Below are 21397 nucleotides of genomic sequence, written 5' to 3' on the forward strand. Positions count from 1 at the left end.
GGCAAGGGATTTTCAGCGGCTGGAGGCGTGCCAGCGACCTACGGTGAGCCGCTGTGCCGCGGTGAACAGCGCGAAGACGGTGACGCCGAAGAGGGCGGCGAGCACCAGCGCGGCCAGCAGATCCTCCGATTGCAGGCGGGCGCGATAGGTGTCGAGCAGGGTGCCGATGCCGGGCCTGCCCTTGGCGAAGAACATGTCGCCGATGACCGCGCCGGTCACCGAGAGTCCGGCGGCCGTGCGCAGGCTGGCCATGATCGACGGCAGGGCGGCGGGCAACTCCAGGGAGACCAGGCGGCGCAGGCGATTCGCGCGACCGAGGGCGAACAGCTCGCGCAGATTGGCGTCCACCGACTGGATCCCGAACAGCGTCATGGCGATGATCGGGTGCACCGCGATGAGGACGCACACGATGGTCCGCGCGGTGGATCCGTAGCCGAACCACAGCCCGATCAGCGGCACCACGGCCAGCACCGGAATCGCCTGCAGCACCACGGCATACGGGTAGACCACCCGCTCGACCACCTTGGCCTGGCTCATGATCACCCCGACCGCGACGCCGATCACCGCGGCCAGCGCCAGCCCGGTGACGGCGATCCGCGCGGTGACGGCCAGCGCCCGCAGCATGGTCTCCAATTTCGCCGGGTTGGAAAGGGATTCGGTGAACACCCGATGCGGCGGCGGCAGCAGGAACCGCCGCTCCGGTGAGAGCAGCACCAGCGACACCAGATACCAGGCGCCGAGCGCCAATCCGGCCGATATGGCGGGGACCAGGAGCCGCCGCATCAGGCGGGGTACGAACGAACGCCGCACGGCGGGGTCGGCGGCCGCCGCCGGACTGTCGGACGCGGCGGTGAAAACGGCTGGGGCGGGGGCTGACACGGCCATCAGGAGGCTTCTTTCAGCGCTCGCGAGACGCGCCCGGCCAGGTCGGTGAAGGCGGGCTCGTAGCGCAGGTCGCGGGTGCGCGGGTACGGGAGGTCGATGTCGATGACCTCGTGGATGCGGCCGGGGCGGGCGGACATGACCACGACGCGGGAGGCGAGGAAGACGGCCTCGGAGACCGAGTGGGTGATGAACAGGGCGGTGAAGGCATTGTCGCGGTACAGGCGGAGCAACTCCTCCTGCATGCCGAGACGCGTGATCTCGTCGAGTGCGCCGAACGGTTCGTCCAGCAGCATGAGTTCGGGTTCCAGCGCCAGCGCGCGGGCCAGGGAGACCCGCATGCGCATGCCGCCGGACAGCTGGCCGGGGAGTTTGCCCGCGAAATCGGCCAGGCCGACCGCCGACAGGGCGCGGGTCGCGCGGGCCCGGCGTTCGGCGCGGCCGATCCCCCGCAGCTCGGCGCACAGTTCCACATTGCGCAGCACCTTGCGCCAGGGCAGCAGGGTGGCGTCCTGGAAGATGACGCCGACCGAATCGGTGTGCACCGCAACGCTTCCCGAGGTGCAGGACTCCAGTCCGGCGGCCAGGCGCAGCAGCGTGGACTTACCGCAGCCGGAAGGCCCTACCACCGCGACGAATTCGCCGCGCCGGATGTCGAGGTCGATACCGGTGAGGGCGACCACCTCACCGGAACCGTTGCCGCCGTAGCGCTTTCCGGCTCCGGTGAAGGAGATCTCCGCGGTCATGATTTCCGGTCTCATGACTTCCGAGGTCACGGTCACCATGCTCACCAACTTTCCGTACTGCGTGCAACTTGTTGATGCACTCAGTATTGGCGAGCTGGATTACATGCAATCAAGCCTCTGTTTCGAGCTTATTAACAGTTATCGCATGCCATTCAGTAGCTTCACCAGATCCCGCTCCGAGATCCGGGTGCTGTGGCCGTCGCGGATCACGGCCTCGCCGTCGACCCAGACGGTGTCCACCACCCGCGGGGAGCCGGTGGTCAGCAGGGTCGCGCCCGGGTCGCGAACGGGCAGGCAGGCGAAGTCGCGGTCGAAGCGGAGCAGGGTGAGATCGGCGCGGTCGCCGACGGCCAGGCCGGTGGGACCGTCCGGGAGTCCGAGGGCGGGGGCCGCGCCGCGGGTGGCCAGGTGGAGCATCTCGTCGCTGGGCAGCAGGTCGGCGCGTTCGTGGTGCGCACGCTGCAGGTACGCGCCCATGCGCAGCGCCAGCAGCATGTCCTGGGTGTCGTTGCTGGCCGCGCCGTCGACGCCGAGGCCCACGCGCACGCCGGCGGCGAGCATGGCGGGGATCGGGGCCACGCCGCTGCCGAGGCGCATATTGCTGAGCGGGTTGTAGGACACGGAAATGCCTCGTGCGGCGAGGGTTTCGCGGCCGTGGGCGTCGAGTTTGCAGCAGTGAACCGCCAGGGTCCGGGGGCCGAGGAGGCCGCCGTCGTCCAGGTAGTCGACGGCCGAGCAGGCTGCATGCAATCGGCACATGTCCTCGTCGGTGGTGGTCTCCAGCAGGTGGATGGAGATGGTCTTGCCGTGCCGCGCCGCGTATTCGGCGACGGCGGCCATGCCGTCCGGGGTGAGGCAGCGCGGATTCGGGACGGCCAGTGCGGTCGTGATGCGGGAATCCGCCAGGCGCGCATCGAGATCCGCGATGTGCGCGAAGGCCTCCGGAAGTGGTTGCACCAGGCGGGGATCCATGCCCCACTTGCGGGTGGGGTCGGAGCGGTCGGCGAGGCCGCGCCCGAACACCACCCGGATCCCCAACTCCCCCAGTGCCCGCAGCGCCGCGTCGTGCACGGCCTCCGACGGATTCGGCCACATGTGCTCGACGACGGTGGTGACCCCGCTGCGCAGCAGTTCCAGACCGCCCGCCAGCGCGGCGAGGTAGGTCTGTTCGGGGGTGGCCGCGACGGTGAATTCGCCGACGCAGTGCAGCCATTCGAGCAGCGGCAGCCCCTCCCCCGCACCTCGCAGGACGGACTGTTGCAAGTGGGTGTGGGTGTTGACGAACCCCGGAATCAGATGGCCGCCCGCACCATCGGTGTACGGCAGGTCGGATCGGACCTCGGAACCGATACCGGTGATCACGCCATCGGTGACGACGACGTGCTGCCCGGGCAGCCAGCGCGGCCCCTCGGGCGTGGCGGCGTAGACGGTGACCCCGCCGATGACGACGGAACAGGACTGGCTGCGCACCATGCGGCATTCCTCTCGGAAACGCGGCTGGTTCGCCCGCCCGGTGTTCGGCCGGTGCCCGCACGCCCGTTGCAGCCATGAGCGCCGTGCCGGGAAGCCTACCGCGAGGGCCGCAGATCGGCTCCCGGTGTGAGGATTTCGACGATCGGGGTGCGATTCGGTTCCAGGAAGGCCAGCAGCGCATGGGCCTCGGCCTCGATGGCGTCCTGTTCGGCGGCGGTCCAGCCGCTGTGCGGGATGATGCGCATGGTGGCCTTGTCGCCCTCGGGGAAGATCTTGTAAACGCCGGAGAGGTAGCCGTCCACCAGGATCGGCGAGACCGCGTTGGCGAAGGCGCGCAGGGGTGGGGCATTGCCGTCGGGGACGATGCGGGTGCGGTCCTGGTGGGAGAGGATGGCGTTGTCGTACCAGCCGAGCAGGCGGACGGGGGCCGGGAGATCAGGGTCGGCCAGGGTGCAGTCGGCGGCGTCGTAGAGGGTGCGGCCGCGGTCGTCGGTGTAGGTGCGGACCCGGTCGCCGAGTTTGTCGACGGCCTTCTTGATGCCGGTGAGTTTGGACCAGGTCTGCATGTCCATGGTGCTGGCGGGACCGAAGGCGCGCAGGTAGCGCAGCAGCAATTCTTCGAGCGGGTAGTCCGGGTCGAGGGGTGCGCCGAGCCAGGGTTGTACGCGCGACCAGATCGGGCGGCTGCTGTCGCCCCAGCGGCCGCGGGGCGGGGTCTGCAGCACGGGGAGCTGGTAGAGCCAGGCCTGCACGATCGCGCCCGGATCGCGGTCGGGGTAGCGGGCGGCGGCGTGCTCGCGCAGCTCGGCGGCGGACATCGGCTCGTCGCCGAGAACCGATTCACCGTGTGCGCGAACGGCTTCCGGATCCAGGCCGACCAGCGCGCCGTAGTTGAAGCCCTTGCGGAACGGGATCTTCTCCAGTTCCGGCTGGATGTGCGGGGCGATGCGCAGCGCGTCCGGCGGGGTGACCAGGTGAATCGTGCCGCGCATCAAGGTGATTCGCACCAGGGAGCGGTCGTCGAGCGCCTTCGACACCGTCGCCGGATCGAAATCGGCTATGCGACTCCAGGATGCGACGAAAGGCGGCAGCATGTCCTGCGCCTGCAGGCCGATCAGGTGGTCGCACAGGTCGTGCACGCCGAGCGTGGATCGCTCCAGCAGGTGCTGACGCGCGAGCAGCGTCCGGTTCAGGATCCGGTTGGACAGCTTCACGATTCAGCACGCTACGCGTTCTGGATCCCAATTTTCACCTGCCCGCATGTCATGCGGGCAGGTGAAGGTAATGGAGGAAGGCAAACGCGTCAGCGGAGCGTGACGACAACCTTGCCGGTGGCGGTGCGCTTGTCGAGGGCGGAGACGGCCTCGGCCGTGTGCGCGAGGGTGTAGATCACCGGCTCCGGCGGAGCGATCTTGCCGTTGGCGAGCAGCGGTTCCACCTCGGCCCACTGCTCCTTCAGGTAGCCGGGATGCGACATGACCCATTCGCCCCAGGCCGCGCCGACCACCTCGACGTTCTTGAGCAGCAGGCGATTCACCTTGACGGTCGGGATGTCGCCCGCGGTGAAGCCGACCACGAGTAGTCGCCCGGCGGAGGCGAGCGACCGGATGCTGTCGGTGAAGCGGTCGCCGCCGACCGGATCGAGCACGATATCGACGCCGCGGCCGCCGGTGAGTTCCTTGACCGCGGCCAGCCAGCCGTCGGTCAGCACCACATCGGTGGCGCCATTCGCCCGCGCGACCTCGGCCTTCTCCTCGGTGCTGACCACCGCGATCACACGGCCCGCGCCGAGCGCCTGCGCCATGCGCAGCGTGGAGGTGCCGATGCCGCCCGCGGCGCCGTGCACGAGCACGGTCTCGCCCTCGGCCAGGCGGCCGCGGTTGCGCAGGCAGAAGTGCACGGTCAGATCGTTGAACAGCACGCCGGCACCGGATTCCAGCGAGACGTTGTCGGGCAGCTTGAACACCATGTCGACGGGAGCCACGGCCACTTCCGCGGCGGCATTGCCGAGCAGGGTCAGCGCGACCACGCGATCACCGGGGCGCACGTGTGCGTCCTCGGGGGCCTCACGCACGATGCCCGCGACCTCACAGCCGACGACATAGGGCAGCGGCGGCTTCATCTGGTAGAGACCGCGGGTCATCAGCACATCGGGGAAGGCGATACCGGCGGCGTGCACGTCGATGAGGACACCACCGGGATAGCTGGCGGGCTCGGGAACGTCGAGCACCTCGATGGATTCGGGGCCCTCTAGCTTGCTCACGACGGCTGCGCGCATTTCCCGATCAACTCCGATCAATCCACCTGCGATTACAGCCGAACGTAGCGGATGCACCGGGCCCCTGCCAATGATCATTCATCGGGCGCGAGGTTTTTCGTTGGATCGAGCTCAGCGGTGGGCGTATTCGATCATGGATTCGTTCGCGAGGGTCTCGCCACCCTTGGTGATGACCAGGCTGTAGGCGGTGATGCGGTATTTGGTGCCGTCCGTCGGATTGGTGACGGTGTAGCCGCCGGTGCCGTCGGGGACCGGGTCGTCGAGCTGGATACCCGCATTGTCGCTGATGCGCTGGCCCACGTAGTAGAAACGCCCGGTGGTGGTGCGGCACACGACCAGCCGGGACTTGTCGGTGCGGCCGATGGCCATGGCCGGATCGTCCGAATTGCAGCGCGCGCCCTGCCCGATGAAACCCTGTGTGTCCGTGCCGGATACGGAGCCGGACAGTGGCACGAGAGTCGTCGTCGGGGCCGTCGCGCCGGTGGTGCGGTAGACCGACGTGGTGGTCGGGCCGGGGACGTTGGCGCCGCCCTGCGAGTTGTCCTTGCCGGAATTGTTCTTGCTGCCGCTGCTGCCGGAACTGTTGGACAGCAGCGCCCAGCCGAGCACTCCGCCCAGGATCAGCACCACGCCGATGAGCGCGCCCACCAGCAACGGCAGCTTGCTACGCGGCTTCGGCGGCAAAGGCAATGGCGCGGACGGGTGTTCACGCGGATCGGTCCGGCTGGGCTGCCCGGCGACGTACTGCTGCCGCATCACCGTCGGATCGTTGCGGCCGGGCGCGGCGTAGATTGGCTGCCCCGTCACCCGCTCACCGCTGTCGTACGCGGCCCGACCGGGGATGTGCTGCGGCCCCGAAGGATCCGGCTGCCCGTACGGTTGGTGCGGCATCGAGGAGTCGGCCGATCCGGCGACGCGGGGCGCCCCGGAGTGATCGACCGGTCCTGAGACACGTTGCGGCCCTGGCTGGTTCATCGGTCCGGCGGGCTGCGGTCCGCGCCCGTAGTCGACCGGACCGGACGGATTGGTTCCCCCCGGCGGATTTCCGCCGTACGGCTGCGCCGGTCCCGACGGGTGATCCAGATACTGCGCCCCGGAGTGGTTCGGCGGCACCGCCGGGCTGGGGAGCGTCGGCGGCGCGGGCGGAATCGCGCGGGCGGGTTCCTGTGCGGCACGTTGCAGTGCGGCCCGGGCGGCCCGCGCGAGCTGGCCGGCACTCGCATACCGGCGGCTCGGTTCCTTGGCCATGCCGATGGCCACCACCTGGTCGAAGCCGACCGGCACGCCGGTGCGGACGCTGGGTCGCGGCGGCGGGGTCAGCATGTGCGCGCGAATGGTGGCCAGGTTGCCCTCGACCAGGAATGGCGGCAGGCCCGTGAGGGATTCGTAGAGCACGCATGCCAGCGCGTAGATATCCGCACCGGCCGACACCGACGCGCTGTGCTCGAAGCGTTCCGGGGCCATATAGGCGAAGGAGCCTATGGCACTGCCGGTCTGGGTGAGCTGCGCGTCGGATTCGGTGTGCGCGATGCCGAAATCGACCAGGTAGGCGAACATTTCGCCGGTGAGCAGAATATTGGCGGGCTTGATGTCGCGGTGCACCAGACCGCTCTCGTGGGCGGCGTCCAGCGCGGAGGCGATCTGCTCCACGACGGTGACCGCCTGCTCGGCCGTGAGCGGCCCCTCCTCGCGCAGGTAGGCCTTGAGGTCGCGGCCCTTGACCAGGCGCATGTCGATGTACAGGACACCGTCCACCTCACCCCAGTCGTGCACCGGAATGACGTGCGGTTCCTGCAGTTTGGCGGCGGTACGGGATTCGCGGCGGAAGCGTTCGACATAGCTGGGCTGCCGGGCCAGCTCGACATCCAGCAGCTTCACGGCGACCACTCGATCGCGAACCGTGTCGTAGGCCTCGTAGACCTCGCCCATGCCGCCGACTCCGAGCAGCCGCCGCAACTCGTACTGCCCGAACCGCGATCCGGCCCTCGACCCTGCGGCCACCCGCGTAGTCCTCCCTGCTGCTGGATGTACAACAGCAAAGGCTACGGCCCGTGGGGCGCAGTGTCATTACCCCCGAGGGTGCGCGGTCGCTCCCCCGCGAGCCGGATCGACCTGCGATTCAGAGAAACACCGGCGTTCCCATAACAGAAGTACAGGTGACTCGACGCGAGTGCGTCCCGCGCGCCCCGTAGAGTCATGTCACAGACTTCGGTCAGCAAGCACCTCACCCGGTGCTTATGGATAGACATGCGGCACGCTGGGTCCAAGCCAACCCGGTGTGCGGCGCGAGGAGCACCAGTGTCACTCGATGAGCCACTCGCCCCGCTTCCCGAGGAGGGCATGGGCTTCGCTTCCGCGTGGCCGGTCCGGGCCGGCGATGTGGATCCCTATCACCGGCTGCGATTCGATTCGGTCGCCCGCTACCTCCAGGACATCGCCTGGGAGGAAATGCAATCCGGGTTCTTCCACCGGACCGATCCGGCGTGGATCGTGCGCCGCACCGTGGTGGATGTGGTGCGGCCCATCCACTGGCCCGATCGGGTGGAGTTGCGGCGCTGGTGTTCGGCCATGTCCACGCGCTGGACGAACATGCGGGTGCGGGTCACCAGCGAGGCCGGCGGTCTGATCGAGACCGAGGGGTTCTGGATCAATATCAACGAGTTCACCAATATGCCGACCCGCATCAGCGACGAGGGCCTGGCCGAACTCGCCCGCACCACCGACGAGCACCGGCTGCGCTGGCGGCCCTGGCTCACCGATCCCACGCCGCCGGAATCGGATGTGGATCTGCCGTTCCCGGTGCGCGCCACCGATATCGACCAGTACAACCACGTCAACAACGCGGCCTACTGGCAGGCGCTGGAGCAGTACCTGATCGACTACCCGAAGCTGGTGGCCGGACCGCATCGCGCGGTCATCGAGTACATCGCGCCGGTGCTGGCGCGCCAGCACATCAGCGTGCGCAGCCGCTACGAGCCGGGTGACCGGACCGGGCATCCCTCGCTGCGGCTGTGGTTCGTGGTGGGCGGGGTGACGACGACGGCGGTGAAGATCGGGCCGCTGCCGGGCTGACATTTCCCGACAGCGTCGGCCCTTTCCCGACAGCCTCAGCGGGTCAACGCATTTGCTGACCGATTGCCTGCGAGACTGAGCCATGCGATTCGCCTCCCTCGCTCTGCTCGCGGCCACCCCGGCGCTGGTGGTCGGGCTCACCGCCTGCGGCCACTCCAAGGATTCCGCGAAGAACACCACCTCGACCACGGTCGCGGCGAGCAGCACCACCGCGCCCGCCACCGCGACGACCTCGCCGACCGGTCCGAAACCGCTGCCGCCCAACCCGACCCGGCCGCCGGTGCCGACCACCGTGCAACCCTCCGATGTCGATTGCGGACCGATTACCGGAGCCAATGGCCAGAGCGCGAATGTGATCGCCTACGCCAATCAGGCGGGCATTCCCGGCTGCACCGAGGCCATCACGGTGGCAACCCATTACGTCATGGGCACCAGCTCCGGCGAGGCCGTCCAGGTCGACGGCTGGACCTGTGAGGCCCAGCCCGACACCGCCGTCCCGCACATCTGCTTCAAGGACGGCTTCATCATCGGAATGCGCGGCGGGGCCGCCCCGAAGCCGCCCGCACCGCCGACCACCACGCCCCCGCCGACCACCACCACGCCCGCGGGCAATGTCAACTGCGGCACCGTGACCGACGCGGGCGGCGGGACCCGGACCGTGATCGCGGTGGCCACCTCGGCGGGGACGGTCGGGTGCACCGAGGCCATCAATGTGGCATCGGAGTACGCGCAGACGATCAGCACCAGCGATGTGGCGACCATCAACGGCTGGTCCTGCAATGCCCAGCCGGACCCGGCCTTCCCGTCCATGTGCGCCAAGGACGGGCTGCTCATCAACCTCGGCGCGCAGTAGGGCCCGGAAATACAATCGCGGCCCCATCCGGATTCGGATGGGGCCGCGATTGTTTCGAGTGTTCAGCCCTTGGCTGCCTTGAGCAGGTCCTCGATCTTCGTGAACTTCACGCGCGGCCGCCCACCGGCCTTGCCCGCCGTCTTCTCGGCCGCGTCGATGGCCTTCCAGCCCTCGCGCCCGACCTGGTCCGGCTGCCGCTCGGCCAGCAGCGCGTCCAAAGCGGCCCGGTTGCCCTGCGGGGCCGCCAGTTTGCCGCCGGTGAAGTCCTCGATCAGCTGATCGACGGTCTCCTGCGAATCCACCCGGTTGGAGCCGATGACGCCGCGCGGGCCGCGCTTGATCCAGCCCGAGACGTACACGCCCTGGACCGGGTTGCCGTCGGCCAGGACTCGGCCCTTCGCGTTCGGGATGACGCCGTTGGACTCGTCGAACGGCACATCCGCGACGGGCTCGCCCTTGTAGCCGATCGAGCGCAGCACCAGGGACGCTTCCAGGGAGCCCGTCCGGTCGGAGGCGCGGGCCACGCTGCGGCCGTTCTCCTCGACCAGCTCGTTGTGCACGTATTCGATGCCCTCGACCTTGCCCTCGCCGGTGATGGCGGTGGGCGAGACCAGGTAGCGGAACACGATTCGCTTGTGATCCGGGTTGCGCTTACCGGCCGCGTATTCCTCGGCGAGGGTGTACTTGAGCTTCAGCGACGGCTCGATGTCCGGATCGTCCAGCTGCGCCTGCGAGGCCGAGTCCAGCACCAGGTCCTCGGGATCGACGATGATGTCGACGCCCTTCAGATGCCCCAGCGCCAGGAATTCCGACGAGGTGTAGGCGGCCTGCAGCGGACCGCGGCGGCCCAGCACCACCACCTCCTTGATGTTGCTGCGGCGCAGCGCATCCAGGGCGTGGTCGGCGATATCGGTCTTGGCCAGCTCATCCGGGTTCACGGTGAGCACACGGGCCACGTCGAGGGCCACATTGCCGTTGCCGACGATGACGGCGCGCTCGCCGCTCAGGTCGAACTCGCGGTCGGCGAAGTCCGGATGGCCGTTGTACCAGGCCACGAACTCGGTGGCGGAGTGGCTGCCCGGCAGGTCCTCGCCGGGCACGCCGAGGCGGCGGTCGGTGGCCGCGCCCACGGCGTAGATGACCGCGTGGTGGTGTGCGAGGAGTTCCTCGTGCGAGATGTGCTTGCCGACTTCGACATTCAGCCGGTAGGCCAGCGCCTCGCGCCGGAAGGCCGATTCGAACAGGCCCGCCACCGACTTGGTGCCCGGGTGGTCGGGCGCGACACCGGCGCGCACCAGGCCGTACGGGGTGGGCAGCCGGTCGAACAGCTCCACCTCGACGTCGGCGCGGCGCAGCAGTTCCTCGGCGGCGTAGCAGGCCGCGGGGCCCGCGCCGACGACCGCGACGCGCAGCGTGCCCAGTTCCTTGGGCGCGCGGGTGGGCGCGACCAGCGGTTCGAAGTTGGACTCCAGCGGATGCCGCTCGAAGTACGCGGCATTGATGTCCTTGAACCGGGCCAGCGAGGCGAGCAGGTCGTCCTCGGAGAAGATCGCGTCGACCGGGCAGGCGTCGACGCAGGCGCCGCAGTCGATGCAGGTGTCCGGGTCGATGTAGAGCTGCTCGGTCGTGGCGAACTCGCGTTGCTCAGGGGTGGGACGAATGCAATCGACCGGACACTCGGGTACGCAGCTGGCGTCGTTGCAACAACGCTGCGTGATCACATAGGCCATATCTCGCAGATCCTCGAAACTGTCGCGTGGTGCTACTCCGCTCGGGGTTCGAGCGAGGTCGGTAGAACACGTTCTAATATAGGCGGCATTCCATCGGGTGTCGGCACGGCGATGTGACGCCACCTTCAGTGTGCCTCGAGTGTGAGCACTGTCTCGCGTCGGCACCGGGCGGTACCGCTGTGAGTCCGGTCTCGGGGCTGCACTCGAGGAGACCTACCGTAATACCTATGGTGCGGACTCTCATCCTGATGCGACACGGCAAATCCGGTTACCCCGAGGGCGTGCCCGACCACGAGCGTCCATTGGCCCCGCGCGGACGCCGCGAGGCGGGGCTGGCCGGGGACTGGCTGCGGGCCACCCAGCCGAGCATCGACGCCGTGCTCTGTTCCAGTTCCACGCGGACCCGGGAGACGCTGGCGGCCACCGGCATCACCGCGCCGGTGTCCTACGAGAAGTCGATCTACGAGGCGTCCCCGCACACCCTCATCGAATTGGTCCAGCTCACCGACGACTCGGTCGAGACGCTGCTGCTCATCGGCCACTCCCCCGGAATGCCCTGGACCGCATGGGAATTGGCGGCCAACCGCGATTCCGGACCGGCCGCGGAGCTGAGCGCGAAATTCCCCACCTCGGCGCTGGCGGTCATCGAATTCGACCGGCCGTGGGCAGACGCCGACCCGGGCACGGGCGAGCTGGTGCGCTTCCACGTGCCGCGGTAGAGCTCGGCTCAGCCGAGTAGCTTGCCCTTCCACACCACGACGCCGCCGACGACCAGCAGGAACAGCAGCGCCAGCCAGAAGTTGGTCAGCACCCACACCACACCGAACACGGCCAGCACGGGCAGTGCCGCGATGGCGGTGATCACCGGGTTCTCCTTGGCCGTCTCCAGGGCCGAGCGCGCCCTGATCCGATCCATGTCTTTTCCAGGCATGACCCCAGCGTAGGCCCGAAATCGCCCCGCGCCACGGCTGATCGAAACTTCGCACCCCCGTAGGCTTGCTTGGAGTGCACTCCAACCCGCTACCGTCGATGGTTGGGGAAGAGAGGGGCGAAACGATGAGCGCACCATCGGTACAGCGGGCAACCGCACCGCGGGACATGGCCGAGCACGAGCGGCCGCGCTATTCGATCGGCGAGGTGTCCGAACGCTGCGGCCTCACCCGCGACACCCTGCGCTGGTACGAGCGCATCGGGCTGATGGACTACGTGGGCCGCGATCACTCCGGTCAACGCCGGTTCAGCGACCGGGATCTGGACTGGCTCGCGTTCATCGGGAAACTGCGGCGCACCGGAATGTCGGTGGCGGACATGGTGAAATACGCCGAGTTGGTGCGCGCCGGGGAGCACACCTATCCGCAGCGACTGGAGATGTTCCGCCGCACCCGCGAAGAGGTGCTCACCCAGATCGAGGAACTACGGTCCACGCTCGTGGTCCTCGACTACAAGATCGAGCTCTACGAGGGCGGCCCGAAATGCGATCCGCCGCCGGTCAAGACGAACGGCAGTGCCCGCCGAACCGTTTGAGCACGAACGGTTTCAGCTGAGCGCGAACGGTTTCAGCCGACCAGGCGGATGGTGTGCCCCGTGTGGTCGGCCTTGGCGCGCAGGTAGCGCAGGTTGTCGGGATTGGCGTGGACGCCGGTCGGCAGGGTGTCGCGCACGCTCACGCCGAGCGCGGTCAGCTGGCGCACCTTGTCGGGATTGTTGGTGAGCAGGTCGAGTTCGGTGATGCCGAGCGCGGCCAGCATCTGGGCCGCGGCGGTGTAGTCGCGCGCGTCCTCGTCGAAGCCGAGTTCGGTATTGGCCTGGTAGGTGTCCAGGCCCGAATCCTGCAGGGCGTACGCGTCGAGCTTGTTGTAGAGCCCGATGTCGCGGCCCTCCTGACGCAGGTAGAGCAGCACGCCGCCGGCGTCGGCGATGCGTTCCACGGCCTCGCGCAGCTGGGGTCCGCAGTCGCAGCGGGCCGAGCCGAAGACATCACCCGTGAGGCATTCCGAGTGCAGCCGCACCAGCGGCGTCGCGCCGAGGTCCGGCTCACCCAGGACCAGAGCGAGATGCTCACGCCCGTCGGACAGGCCGTCGAAGGTGACCGCCTCCGCGGTGGTCGAGTAGCCGTCGGCGAAGCTCAGCGGGATCCGCACGCGGGTGCGGACGCTCGCGCCGACGAAGGTGCTGCTCATGCGTGCTCCTGAAGCCAGAGACCATTCCGTTCGAGCTGAACCCCGGCGATCGCGGGGTTATTCCAGCGCGAACGATCCGCGAGGTCCGGGACGGAAGGGTTCGGCCAGGACGGCCTCGCGCTGGCGGGCCAGCAGCTCGCGGCGGCGGGTGAGTTCGGCGATCTGGTCGTCGATGCGATCCAGGCCGTCACTCACCACCTTTCGCGAATGGTCGCAGTGCTGGAAGCCGGAATCGGTGGCGCAGGGCAGCAATTCGCGAATGTCCCGGGTGGGCAGTCCGGCATCGAGGAGGGCGCGGATGCGGGTGACGCGCTCGGGAGCGGAGTCGCCGTAGCTGCGGTAGCCGTTCGAATCGCGATGCGGGACAAGCAGTCCCTGCTCCTCGTAGTAGCGCAGCAGCCGCGGGGGCACTCCGGTGACCCGGGACAGTTCACCGATCAGCACTGTGACCTCCCGCACATCGCGTTGACCTTCACACCCATGTGAATCCCTAACGTCGCCGGCATGACGAACATTTCCTCGAGTGACATCGCCTTGACCACTCAGGTCGCCGGATCCGGACCCGCCATCGTGCTCGCGCACGGCGGAGGCGGCGGCATCGACGCCAACTTCGGCGGTCTGATTCCGCTGCTCGCCCGGGATCATCTGGTGATCGGCTCCGACTTCCCCGCCGACGACACCCCGCTCACCCTGGACGGCCTGGCCGACGCCCTGGTGGCCGAGGCGGTCGCGAACGGCGCCGAGACCTTCAGCATCGTCGGGTATTCGCTCGGCACCACGGTCGCCATCCGCGCGGCCGTCCGGCATCCCGAGCGGGTGCGGGGGCTGGTGCTCACCGGCGGCTTCGCCAAGCTCGACAACCGGGGTCTGATGAATGTCGACCTGTGGCAGCGGGCCCTGGCCGCCGGGGACCGCGAGTCGTTCGCGCGCTATGTCCTGTTGGCCGGGTTCAGCAAGGAGTTCGTGAACGCCATTCCGGCGGAGCAGCTTTCGGAGGTCCTGGCGCAGACCGCGGCCAATATCCCCGGCGGCACGGCGGCGCAGGCGGCGCTGATCGAGAAGATCGACGTGCGCGCGGAGCTGGCCCGGATCGCGGTGCCGACGCTCGTCATCGGACTCACCAACGATCTGCTGGCCGATCCCGCCAATGCCCGGGAGCAGGCGGCGGGCATTCCCGGCGCGAAGTACACCGAGATCGCCAGCGGGCATGTGGTGATGGTCGAGCAGCCGGACGCCTGGCACGCGGAGGTGGTCGACTTCTTCGCGACATCGTTCATCTGAACGACCCCCAGCCGGAACACCCAATTTTCAGACCGGAAGGCATGGTTCACGTTCTCGGCTTACGATGCAGCCACTATGCAGTCCGTAACTCACGACCGGGTGTGGATCGACAAGCAGACGCCCGGGGTCTTCCACGCACTCAACAGCGTCGCCCTCGCCATCCGCGAGGCCGCCACGGCCGCCGGATTGGACCGCGCCGTCATGGAACTGGTGAACGTGCGCGTCTCCCAATTGACCGGCTGCCCCTTCTGCCTGGACCTGCACTCCCGTTTCGCGCGCGAGGCCGGAATCACCCAGCAGCAATTGGATGTCCTGCCCGCCTGGGCGCGCAGCCCCTACCTGTTCACCGAAATCGAGCGGGCCGCGTTGCAGGTCGCCGAAACAGTGACTTCGTTGCCGGATGAAGAGAGCATGCAGCGTGAGTATGCTGCTGCGCGGCAACATTTGTCGGATGACCAGATGTCTGTTCTCATCTGGGCTGCCACCACTATCGGCGCGTTCAATCGCGTGTCGATTATGAGCAAACATCCGGTGCGGGTGCGGAAGGAGAACTGAACAATGAGCGAACAGGCCGTGGCGGCTACTGTCGTTCGCAACGACGCGCAACACCGGTACGAGGTGTGGTACGGGAATTCGCTGGCCGGATTCAGCGAGTACCGCGAGCGGGACGACAACGACACCACCTTCATTCACACCGAGGTGGATCAGGAATTCAGCGGTAAGGGCCTGGCGAATCTGCTCGCCCAGGAAGCGATCAAGGATGTGATCGCGCGCGGCCGCGTCATCGTGCCGCGCTGCCCGTTCATCAAGAGCTGGCTGGACAAGCACCCGGAATACGACGAGTACGTGGTAGGGAAGGGCATCAAACGATGAGTGACCTGGAGCCGAAACCGGAAGCGTCCCTGTGCGAATCCTCCGGGCGGCCCGGGCCGCGCGCGGAATTCTTCCCCGCGCGTGAGGTGCCGCTGGGCGGCGTGCGCGGTGTGACGGTCTTCCGGACCCTCCCGCAGCGTGACCTGCCCACCGTCGGCGCCTGGTGCTTCCTCGACCATTTCGGCTCCGGCTCGGCCGCCAATCCGACCGGGCACGATATCGACCCGCATCCGCACATCGGATTGCAGACGGTCACCTGGCCCCTGGACGGGCGCATCCGGCACCGCGACAGCGTGGGATCGGATGTGGAGATCGAGCCCGGCCAGCTGAACATCATGACCTCCGGGCACGGGATCGCGCATTCGGAATACCGGGTGCCGGGCCATGTCTCGGGGCACGGATTGCAGTTGTGGGTGGCGCTCCCGAATGAATCCCGGGATATCGCACCGCATTTCGAGCAGCACCGCGAGCTGCCGACATTCACGATCGCGGATGCCGTCTCGGGCACCGTGCTGATGGGGTCGCTCGGCGGGGTCACCTCGGCGGCCACCGCCTATACCCCGATCGTCGGCGCGGATCTGTCGGTCCGGGCCGGAACCGATGCCGAACTGCCGCTGAATCCCGAATTCGAGCACGCGGTTCTGGTGATCGAGGGCGCGCTGGCAATCGACGGCACGAAGGTCGAACCCGGCAGCCTGTTCTATCTGGGCAGCGACCGGTCCTCGATTCGATTGCACGACACCGACGGCGCGCATCTGCTGCTCCTCGGCGGCGAACCGTTCGGTGAGGATCTGGTCATGTGGTGGAACTTCGTGGCGCGCAGTCACGAAGAGATCGAGCAGGCCCGAAACGATTGGGAGAAGCACGATATCGGCCGTTTCGCCGATATCGCCGGGCATACGCCCGAACAGCGGATCCCGGCGCCGCCGTTGCCCGGCCTGCATTTGAAGCCGCGCAAACGACGGTGCGGAGTTCCGCACGAATGAATCAACGACTGCTCAGTGACTGAGTTCCGATGACGCGCAACAGATCCAATTTCTCTTGCGTATCGGTATTCGGCGCCGGGTAGTAGATCAGCACGTGACGGGTGGCGCTGGGCGTGAGCAGCGGTTCGCAGATCAGGTCCAGCACACCGACTTCCGGGTGGATGATGCGCTTGTTGTGCTCGCGCTCGGAACGCACCTCGTGCTCGTTCCACAGTTCCTCGAACTCCGGGCTCGCGGCCCGCAACCGGGCCACCAGTTCGGTCACATCGTCATCCCCGGCACGACGGGCGGCGGTGGCCCGCAGCGTGCCGACATGCATGTGGCTCAACCCTTCCCAGTCCGCCTCGGGGAAGATGCGCCGGGAATCCGGTCGGGTGAACCAGAGCCACGGAATGCAGCGGTCCAGGCCGCGCTGCTGCGAGTAGTCCCCGGACAGCAGGGTGTGCATGCGGTTCTGCACCAGCACCTCGCCCAGATCCGAGATCACCACGGCCGGAGTGTCATCCAGCTTCGAGAGCACGTGCAGGATGGCCGGACCCACATGCCCGTCCCCGCCGCGCGCCGGAGCCTGATGCCCGGCCAGGTAATACAGATGGTCCCGCTCCCCATCGGTCAACCGCAGTGCCCGCGCCAGCGAAGCCAGCACCTGCACCGACGGCCGCGGCCCGCGCGCCTGCTCCAGTCGCGTGTAGTAATCGGTCGACATGCCCGCGAGCATCGCCACCTCGTCACGACGCAGCCCCGGAGTACGTCTGCGCGCCCCCGGCGGCAACCCGACGGTCCCGGGTTGCAGCTGCTCACGACGGCGGCGCAGGAAGTCCGCGAGCTCGGTGCGATCCATGCCCCCACTCTCCCCCGTCCCCGCCCCGCTATCCAGGTACCAACGATCCCAGGCATGGGTGTTCGAGTAGCGCGGTACGCGTTCGCGCCGCTCACCTCGCTGTCACGCTGGTAAGCGGTTCGAAGAACCGGTCCAACAGGGGGGACTCACATGGAATTCACGCCGCGTCATATTTTTCTGAAGATCGAACCGCTGGCGGACTACAGTCCGCTGGCCCCGGAGATCTGCTCGCGCCGCTACGGCCGGGACTGCATGTACGGCATGGGACACGAGCTGGGCAGGGTCACGCCCGACGAGATCCGGGCGGCCGGGCTGGACGCCCTGGTCTTCCGCGAATACCTCGATCCGCATTACACGGTGCCCAATACCGCCGAGCTCGTGCCCGCCGATGCGAACGAGCCCGCCTGGAACCGCCGGGTGCCGGGTGCGGTGCTCTACGCCCAGCCTGGGGAACGGCTGTTCATTCACGTACTCAACGGCGATCCCGACGACTGCCACAGCTTCCACCTGCACGGGCTGCGGTACGGGATCGATTCCGACGGCGCGTGGCCGTTCGGGATCGCGGCCCGCGACGGGCGGCGCAGCGACGAGATCCGGCCGGGCGAGAGCTGGACCTACGTGTACGAGGTGACGCGGGAAACCATCGGCGCGTGGCCGTTTCACGATCACGCGCACAATATCGCGCGCAATGTGAATCGCGGATTGTTCGGCGGACTGATCGTGCGCGATCCGGACGCACCCCGCGCCGACCTGGAGATACCGGTGTTCGTGCACCAGATGCAGGCGGCGACCAAGTCGATGTCCTTCCGCAGCCCCTCGCTCGCCACCGGCCAGAAATGGCCGAACAGCCCGGCGGACAAGCTGGTTTTCGACCGTCCCGGCACCGTCGCCTATCACTGCCTCATTCACGGGACCGGCATGTCCGGCATGATCATGGTGGCGGCGCAGGATCCCAACCAGCCCCCGGCCACCGCGACGGTGCACATCAAGAACCTGTCGTTCGGACCGCCGATCACCATCCGCGTGGGCGACACGGTGGAGTGGGTCAACGACGACGGCGTCGACCACATCGTGTTCGCCTCCGGCGGCGGCCAGGCCACCTACTGTCTCAACGGCCGCGCCTACGTCGGCAATACCCCGACCGTCGAATGCGATGCCGGACAACGGCTCCGGTGGTACGTCTTCAATCTCGACGTGGCCTCGACCTGGCACAACTTCCATCCCCACGCCTCGCGCTGGCAGCTCCCGAACCCGCCGGGCGTGGCGGCCGACGTGCACAGCCTCAGCCCGGTCGAATCCTTCGTCACCGATACCGTCGCCCCGCCCGCGCTGCGGCTGCCGTGCGAACTGGAACGGCTGCAATGCGATCCGCCCGCGGATGCCTGCCGGGTGCGGGTCAAGGGCGAGTTCCTGTTCCACTGCCATATCGAGGACCACATGATGGCGGGGCTGGCCGGACTGGTTCGCAGCCGCGAATACCTCTGGGTGACAGCGGAAGCCGCCGATTGCCTGCCGTTCGAACTGCCCTACGACGACGGCTCGAATTCCTGCCCGCAGGTGGATCCCGCGCGCTGCGAGTCGCACGGCGGGATGGATATGGGTGATACGAAAGCCGATTCGGAGCATCCCGCGATGATGGGCGCCTGGGAGGTGCTGCCCTGCGACTCACAGGTGCTGGCCGTGCACGCGTCCCTGTTGCCCACCGGGAAGGTGCTTTTCACCGCCGGGTCCGGCAACAATGTCCCGAACTTCAAGGCGCACAAGTTCGAAGCCGTGGTCTGGGATTACGAGAACGGCGGCTTCAAGCACCTGAAGACTCCCACCGACGTCTTCTGCGGCGGGCACGCGCTGCTCCCGGACGGCCGTCTCGTCCACGCGGGCGGAACGCTGGCCTACCCGGACGCGTCCGTCGGCTTCCTCGGTGAGCGCACCACCTACCTGCTCGATCCGGCCCTGGAGGACTTCATCCGCGTCGCCGATATGCGCGACGGCCGCTGGTATCCCAGCCTGATCACCCTGCCGGACGGGCGCATCCTCGCCCTGTCCGGGCTGAACAGCGAGAACACCGGAATCAACCCGGACCTCGAGATCTACTCCTACGCCACCAACTGGTGCCACACTGGCACTCTCCACACCCCGCCGGGCACCGGATGGCCTTTGTACCCACACGTTTTCGTCGTGCAGCGGGGTCTGTTCTACACCGGCGGTCACGTATTCGGCAGCGGCGCACTACCTCCGGGGTTCCTCGACCTCGCCACCGGCGCCCTCGATCCCCTGGCCATGACCCCGGCCCAGACGGCCGACTTCGACCTCGAGCACCGGGACCAGTCGGCGAGCGTGCTGCTGCCGCCCGCACAGGATCAGCGCCTCATGGTGATGGGCGGCGGTGGCGGTGATCCGGAGGTCGCCACCGCCAAGGTCCACATCACGGACCTGACCGCGGCCCAGCCCACCTACACTGCCGCGAATCCCATGGCCAATGCCAGGATTCACCTCAACGCCGTGCTGCTGCCCGATCGCACGGTGCTGGTCAGCGGCGGCGAGCTGACACCGGAGAACGCCGCGACCGCGGCACTCGACGCCGAGATCTACGACCCGGCGACCGGTGACTGGCGCACGGTGGCGAAGGCGAGCATCCCGCGCATGTATCACTCGGTCGCGCTGCTGCTGCCGGACGCCCGCGTCATCACGGCGGGCTCCAACCCGGAGGCGGCCGATCCGGGCGGCGGCGAGCTGCGGCTCGAGCTGTACCACCCGCCCTACCTGTTCCGCGGCCCGCGCCCGCATATCGCGGACGTGCGCGGGCACATCCATCTCGGCGACACCTTCGAGATCGAGACGCCGCAGGCCCGGGACATCAAGTGGATCAGCCTGATTCGCACCATGTCGACCACGCACTCCTGGGATTCCAATCAGCGGCTGGTCGACATACCGTTCGAATCCTGCGGCTTCTGCACGCTGCGCGCCACCATGCCGGCCGATCCGTGCCTGGTGCCGCCGGGGTTCTACCTGCTGTTCCTGGTGAATTCCGACGGCGTCCCGTCGGTGGCGCGCATCGTCCAGGTGGCGCACCCGCACGCGCCGGAACCGCATCCGGGGCATTGACCGCGGGGCACGTTCATCCAGGGATCGCCGATCCCTGGATGAACGCTCCTCTCCCGGATCCCGTTCGCGGGGCGCAACGTTGTGGACATGACGCAGAACCTCAGCACAGTCCAGCTCGGCAAGACCGGGCCCGCCGTTTCCCGTATCGGCCTGGGGGCCATGGGGATGTCCGGGATGTACGGGGAGGCCGATGAGGCCACCTCGATCGCCACCGTGCACGCCGCGATCGATTCCGGCGCGAACCTCATCGATACCGGCGACTTCTACGGGATGGGGCACAACGAACTGCTCATCCGGCGGGCGCTGGCCGACCGGAAACGCGAAGATGTCGTGCTCAGCGTGAAGTACGGGGCGCTGCGTGGGCCCGACAACAGCTTCGGCGGCGTGGACACCCGGCCGGCCGCCACCAAGAACTTCCTCGCCTACTCGCTGCAGCGGCTGGGCACCGACTACATCGACATCTACCGGCCCGCGCGGCTGGATCCGAACGTGCCGATCGAGGAGACCATCGGCGGGCTCGCGGACATGGTGCAGGCCGGATACATCCGCCACATCGGCCTGTCCGAGGTGGGCGCGGAGACGCTGCGGCGGGCCGCGGCCGTGCATCCGATCGTGGACCTGCAGATCGAGTACGCGCTGATCACCCGCGGCATCGAGGCCGAAATCCTGCCCGTCGCACGGGAACTCGGCATCGGCATCACCGCGTACGGGGTGCTCTCGCGCGGTCTGCTCAGCGATTCCATGCGGACCGGACGGCAGTTCGCGCCCAGCGATTTCCGGGCGCACAGCCCGCGCTTCCAGGGCGAGAATTTCGACGCCAACCTGCGTCTTGTCGACGCGCTGGCGAAGATCGCGGCCGAACGCGACGTGACGGTGGCGCAGCTGGCCATCGCCTGGGTGCTGTCGCGCGGCGCGGACATCGTGCCGGTGATCGGCGCGCGGAAGCCTGAGCGCTGGGCGGAAGCCGCTGCGGCGGTGGACATCCGGCTCACCGATGCCGAGCTGGCGGCCATCGAGGCGGCCGTGCCCGCCGACCGAATCGCGGGCGGGCGCTACGCCCCGGAGCAGATGGCCATGCTCGACAGCGAGCGCTGAGA

The 21397-nt window shown here is 68.1% G+C and carries 21 protein-coding genes; 10 read left to right on the plus strand and 11 right to left on the minus strand.

Going from position 1 to position 21397, the window contains the following annotated elements; translation table 11 throughout:
- Nucleotides 1–12: 12 nt before the first annotated feature.
- The 6 genes from ON43_RS31660 to ON43_RS31685 form a co-directional block, all read right to left on the minus strand.
- Nucleotides 13–885: an ABC transporter permease gene (locus tag ON43_RS31660; protein WP_040813393.1), complete on the minus strand. Its 873-nt coding sequence runs from the start codon at nucleotides 883–885 to the stop codon at nucleotides 13–15.
- Complete coding sequence (locus ON43_RS31665; protein ID WP_051179513.1) at nucleotides 885–1667, minus strand: ABC transporter ATP-binding protein; 783 nt, start codon at nucleotides 1665–1667, stop codon at nucleotides 885–887. Before ON43_RS31665 ends, ON43_RS31660 begins: the two co-directional genes overlap by 1 nt.
- A gap of 99 nt (nucleotides 1668–1766) precedes the next feature.
- Complete coding sequence (locus ON43_RS31670; RefSeq protein ID WP_040813395.1) at nucleotides 1767–3101, minus strand: amidohydrolase family protein; 1335 nt, start codon at nucleotides 3099–3101, stop codon at nucleotides 1767–1769.
- Between the two features lie 95 nt (nucleotides 3102–3196).
- Nucleotides 3197–4315 carry a winged helix DNA-binding domain-containing protein gene (locus tag ON43_RS31675; RefSeq protein WP_040813397.1) on the minus strand — a complete coding sequence of 373 codons (1119 nt, stop codon included), beginning with the start codon at nucleotides 4313–4315 and terminating at the stop codon, nucleotides 3197–3199.
- Between the two features lie 89 nt (nucleotides 4316–4404).
- On the minus strand, nucleotides 4405–5379 hold the full coding sequence (locus ON43_RS31680) for an NADPH:quinone oxidoreductase family protein (protein ID WP_040813399.1): 975 nt from the start codon (nucleotides 5377–5379) through the stop codon (nucleotides 4405–4407).
- Nucleotides 5380–5490: 111 nt separating this feature from the next.
- Nucleotides 5491–7380, minus strand: coding sequence for a serine/threonine-protein kinase (locus ON43_RS31685; RefSeq protein WP_040813400.1), 1890 nt, complete (start codon nucleotides 7378–7380; stop codon nucleotides 5491–5493).
- A gap of 297 nt (nucleotides 7381–7677) precedes the next feature.
- Here ON43_RS31685 and ON43_RS31690 point away from each other — a divergent pair, with 297 nt between their 5' ends.
- Both ON43_RS31690 and ON43_RS31695 read left to right on the plus strand, forming a co-directional pair.
- Nucleotides 7678–8451 (plus strand): acyl-[acyl-carrier-protein] thioesterase, encoded by a 774-nt coding sequence (locus ON43_RS31690; protein WP_040813402.1) that lies wholly within the window; start codon nucleotides 7678–7680, stop codon nucleotides 8449–8451.
- 82 nt (nucleotides 8452–8533) lie between these two features.
- Nucleotides 8534–9304, plus strand: coding sequence for a hypothetical protein (locus ON43_RS31695; protein ID WP_040813404.1), 771 nt, complete (start codon nucleotides 8534–8536; stop codon nucleotides 9302–9304).
- 62 nt (nucleotides 9305–9366) lie between these two features.
- Here ON43_RS31695 and ON43_RS31700 read toward each other — a convergent pair whose 3' ends face one another.
- On the minus strand, nucleotides 9367–11034 hold the full coding sequence (locus tag ON43_RS31700) for an FAD-dependent oxidoreductase (RefSeq protein ID WP_040813406.1): 1668 nt from the start codon (nucleotides 11032–11034) through the stop codon (nucleotides 9367–9369).
- A gap of 227 nt (nucleotides 11035–11261) precedes the next feature.
- On the opposite strand from ON43_RS31700, the gene ON43_RS31705 reads away from it, so the two are divergent.
- Nucleotides 11262–11753, plus strand: coding sequence for a SixA phosphatase family protein (locus ON43_RS31705; RefSeq protein ID WP_040813407.1), 492 nt, complete (start codon nucleotides 11262–11264; stop codon nucleotides 11751–11753).
- Nucleotides 11754–11761: 8 nt separating this feature from the next.
- Here ON43_RS31705 and ON43_RS31710 read toward each other — a convergent pair whose 3' ends face one another.
- Nucleotides 11762–11965, minus strand: coding sequence for a hypothetical protein (locus tag ON43_RS31710; RefSeq protein ID WP_040813409.1), 204 nt, complete (start codon nucleotides 11963–11965; stop codon nucleotides 11762–11764).
- Nucleotides 11966–12090: 125 nt separating this feature from the next.
- On the opposite strand from ON43_RS31710, the gene ON43_RS31715 reads away from it, so the two are divergent.
- Nucleotides 12091–12558, plus strand: coding sequence for a MerR family transcriptional regulator (locus ON43_RS31715; RefSeq protein ID WP_063712669.1), 468 nt, complete (start codon nucleotides 12091–12093; stop codon nucleotides 12556–12558).
- A gap of 32 nt (nucleotides 12559–12590) precedes the next feature.
- On the opposite strand, the gene ON43_RS31720 is transcribed toward ON43_RS31715, so the two are convergent.
- Nucleotides 12591–13214, minus strand: coding sequence for a GTP cyclohydrolase II (locus tag ON43_RS31720; RefSeq protein ID WP_040813411.1), 624 nt, complete (start codon nucleotides 13212–13214; stop codon nucleotides 12591–12593).
- A gap of 57 nt (nucleotides 13215–13271) precedes the next feature.
- On the minus strand, nucleotides 13272–13673 hold the full coding sequence (locus ON43_RS31725) for a MerR family transcriptional regulator (protein WP_245568837.1): 402 nt from the start codon (nucleotides 13671–13673) through the stop codon (nucleotides 13272–13274).
- A gap of 45 nt (nucleotides 13674–13718) precedes the next feature.
- On the opposite strand from ON43_RS31725, the gene ON43_RS31730 reads away from it, so the two are divergent.
- From ON43_RS31730 to ON43_RS31745, 4 genes are all read left to right on the plus strand, one after another.
- Nucleotides 13719–14495: an alpha/beta fold hydrolase gene (locus ON43_RS31730; protein WP_040813413.1), complete on the plus strand. Its 777-nt coding sequence runs from the start codon at nucleotides 13719–13721 to the stop codon at nucleotides 14493–14495.
- Between the two features lie 75 nt (nucleotides 14496–14570).
- Nucleotides 14571–15050, plus strand: coding sequence for a carboxymuconolactone decarboxylase family protein (locus tag ON43_RS31735; protein WP_040813414.1), 480 nt, complete (start codon nucleotides 14571–14573; stop codon nucleotides 15048–15050).
- A gap of 3 nt (nucleotides 15051–15053) precedes the next feature.
- On the plus strand, nucleotides 15054–15368 hold the full coding sequence (locus ON43_RS31740; RefSeq protein WP_040813416.1) for a GNAT family N-acetyltransferase: 315 nt from the start codon (nucleotides 15054–15056) through the stop codon (nucleotides 15366–15368).
- Nucleotides 15365–16354: a pirin family protein gene (locus ON43_RS31745; RefSeq protein WP_040813417.1), complete on the plus strand. Its 990-nt coding sequence runs from the start codon at nucleotides 15365–15367 to the stop codon at nucleotides 16352–16354. Before ON43_RS31740 ends, ON43_RS31745 begins: the two co-directional genes overlap by 4 nt.
- A gap of 1 nt (nucleotide 16355) precedes the next feature.
- Here the strand turns inward: ON43_RS31745 and ON43_RS31750 are convergent, their stop codons facing one another.
- The gene (locus ON43_RS31750; RefSeq protein ID WP_040813419.1) at nucleotides 16356–17195 is read right to left on the minus strand and encodes a helix-turn-helix transcriptional regulator; all 840 of its coding nucleotides are present in this window, start codon (nucleotides 17193–17195) and stop codon (nucleotides 16356–16358) included.
- Nucleotides 17196–17345: 150 nt separating this feature from the next.
- Between ON43_RS31750 and ON43_RS44005 the strand changes: the two genes are divergently transcribed.
- Together ON43_RS44005 and ON43_RS31760 are read left to right on the plus strand one after the other, a co-directional pair.
- Complete coding sequence (locus ON43_RS44005) at nucleotides 17346–20300, plus strand: galactose oxidase-like domain-containing protein (RefSeq protein ID WP_051179518.1); 2955 nt, start codon at nucleotides 17346–17348, stop codon at nucleotides 20298–20300.
- Between the two features lie 87 nt (nucleotides 20301–20387).
- Nucleotides 20388–21395 (plus strand): aldo/keto reductase, encoded by a 1008-nt coding sequence (locus ON43_RS31760; RefSeq protein WP_040813421.1) that lies wholly within the window; start codon nucleotides 20388–20390, stop codon nucleotides 21393–21395.
- The last annotated feature ends 2 nt before the right edge of the window (nucleotides 21396–21397 follow it).

The organism is Nocardia concava NBRC 100430, assembly GCF_000308815.1.
GTDB lineage: Bacteria > Actinomycetota > Actinomycetes > Mycobacteriales > Mycobacteriaceae > Nocardia > Nocardia concava.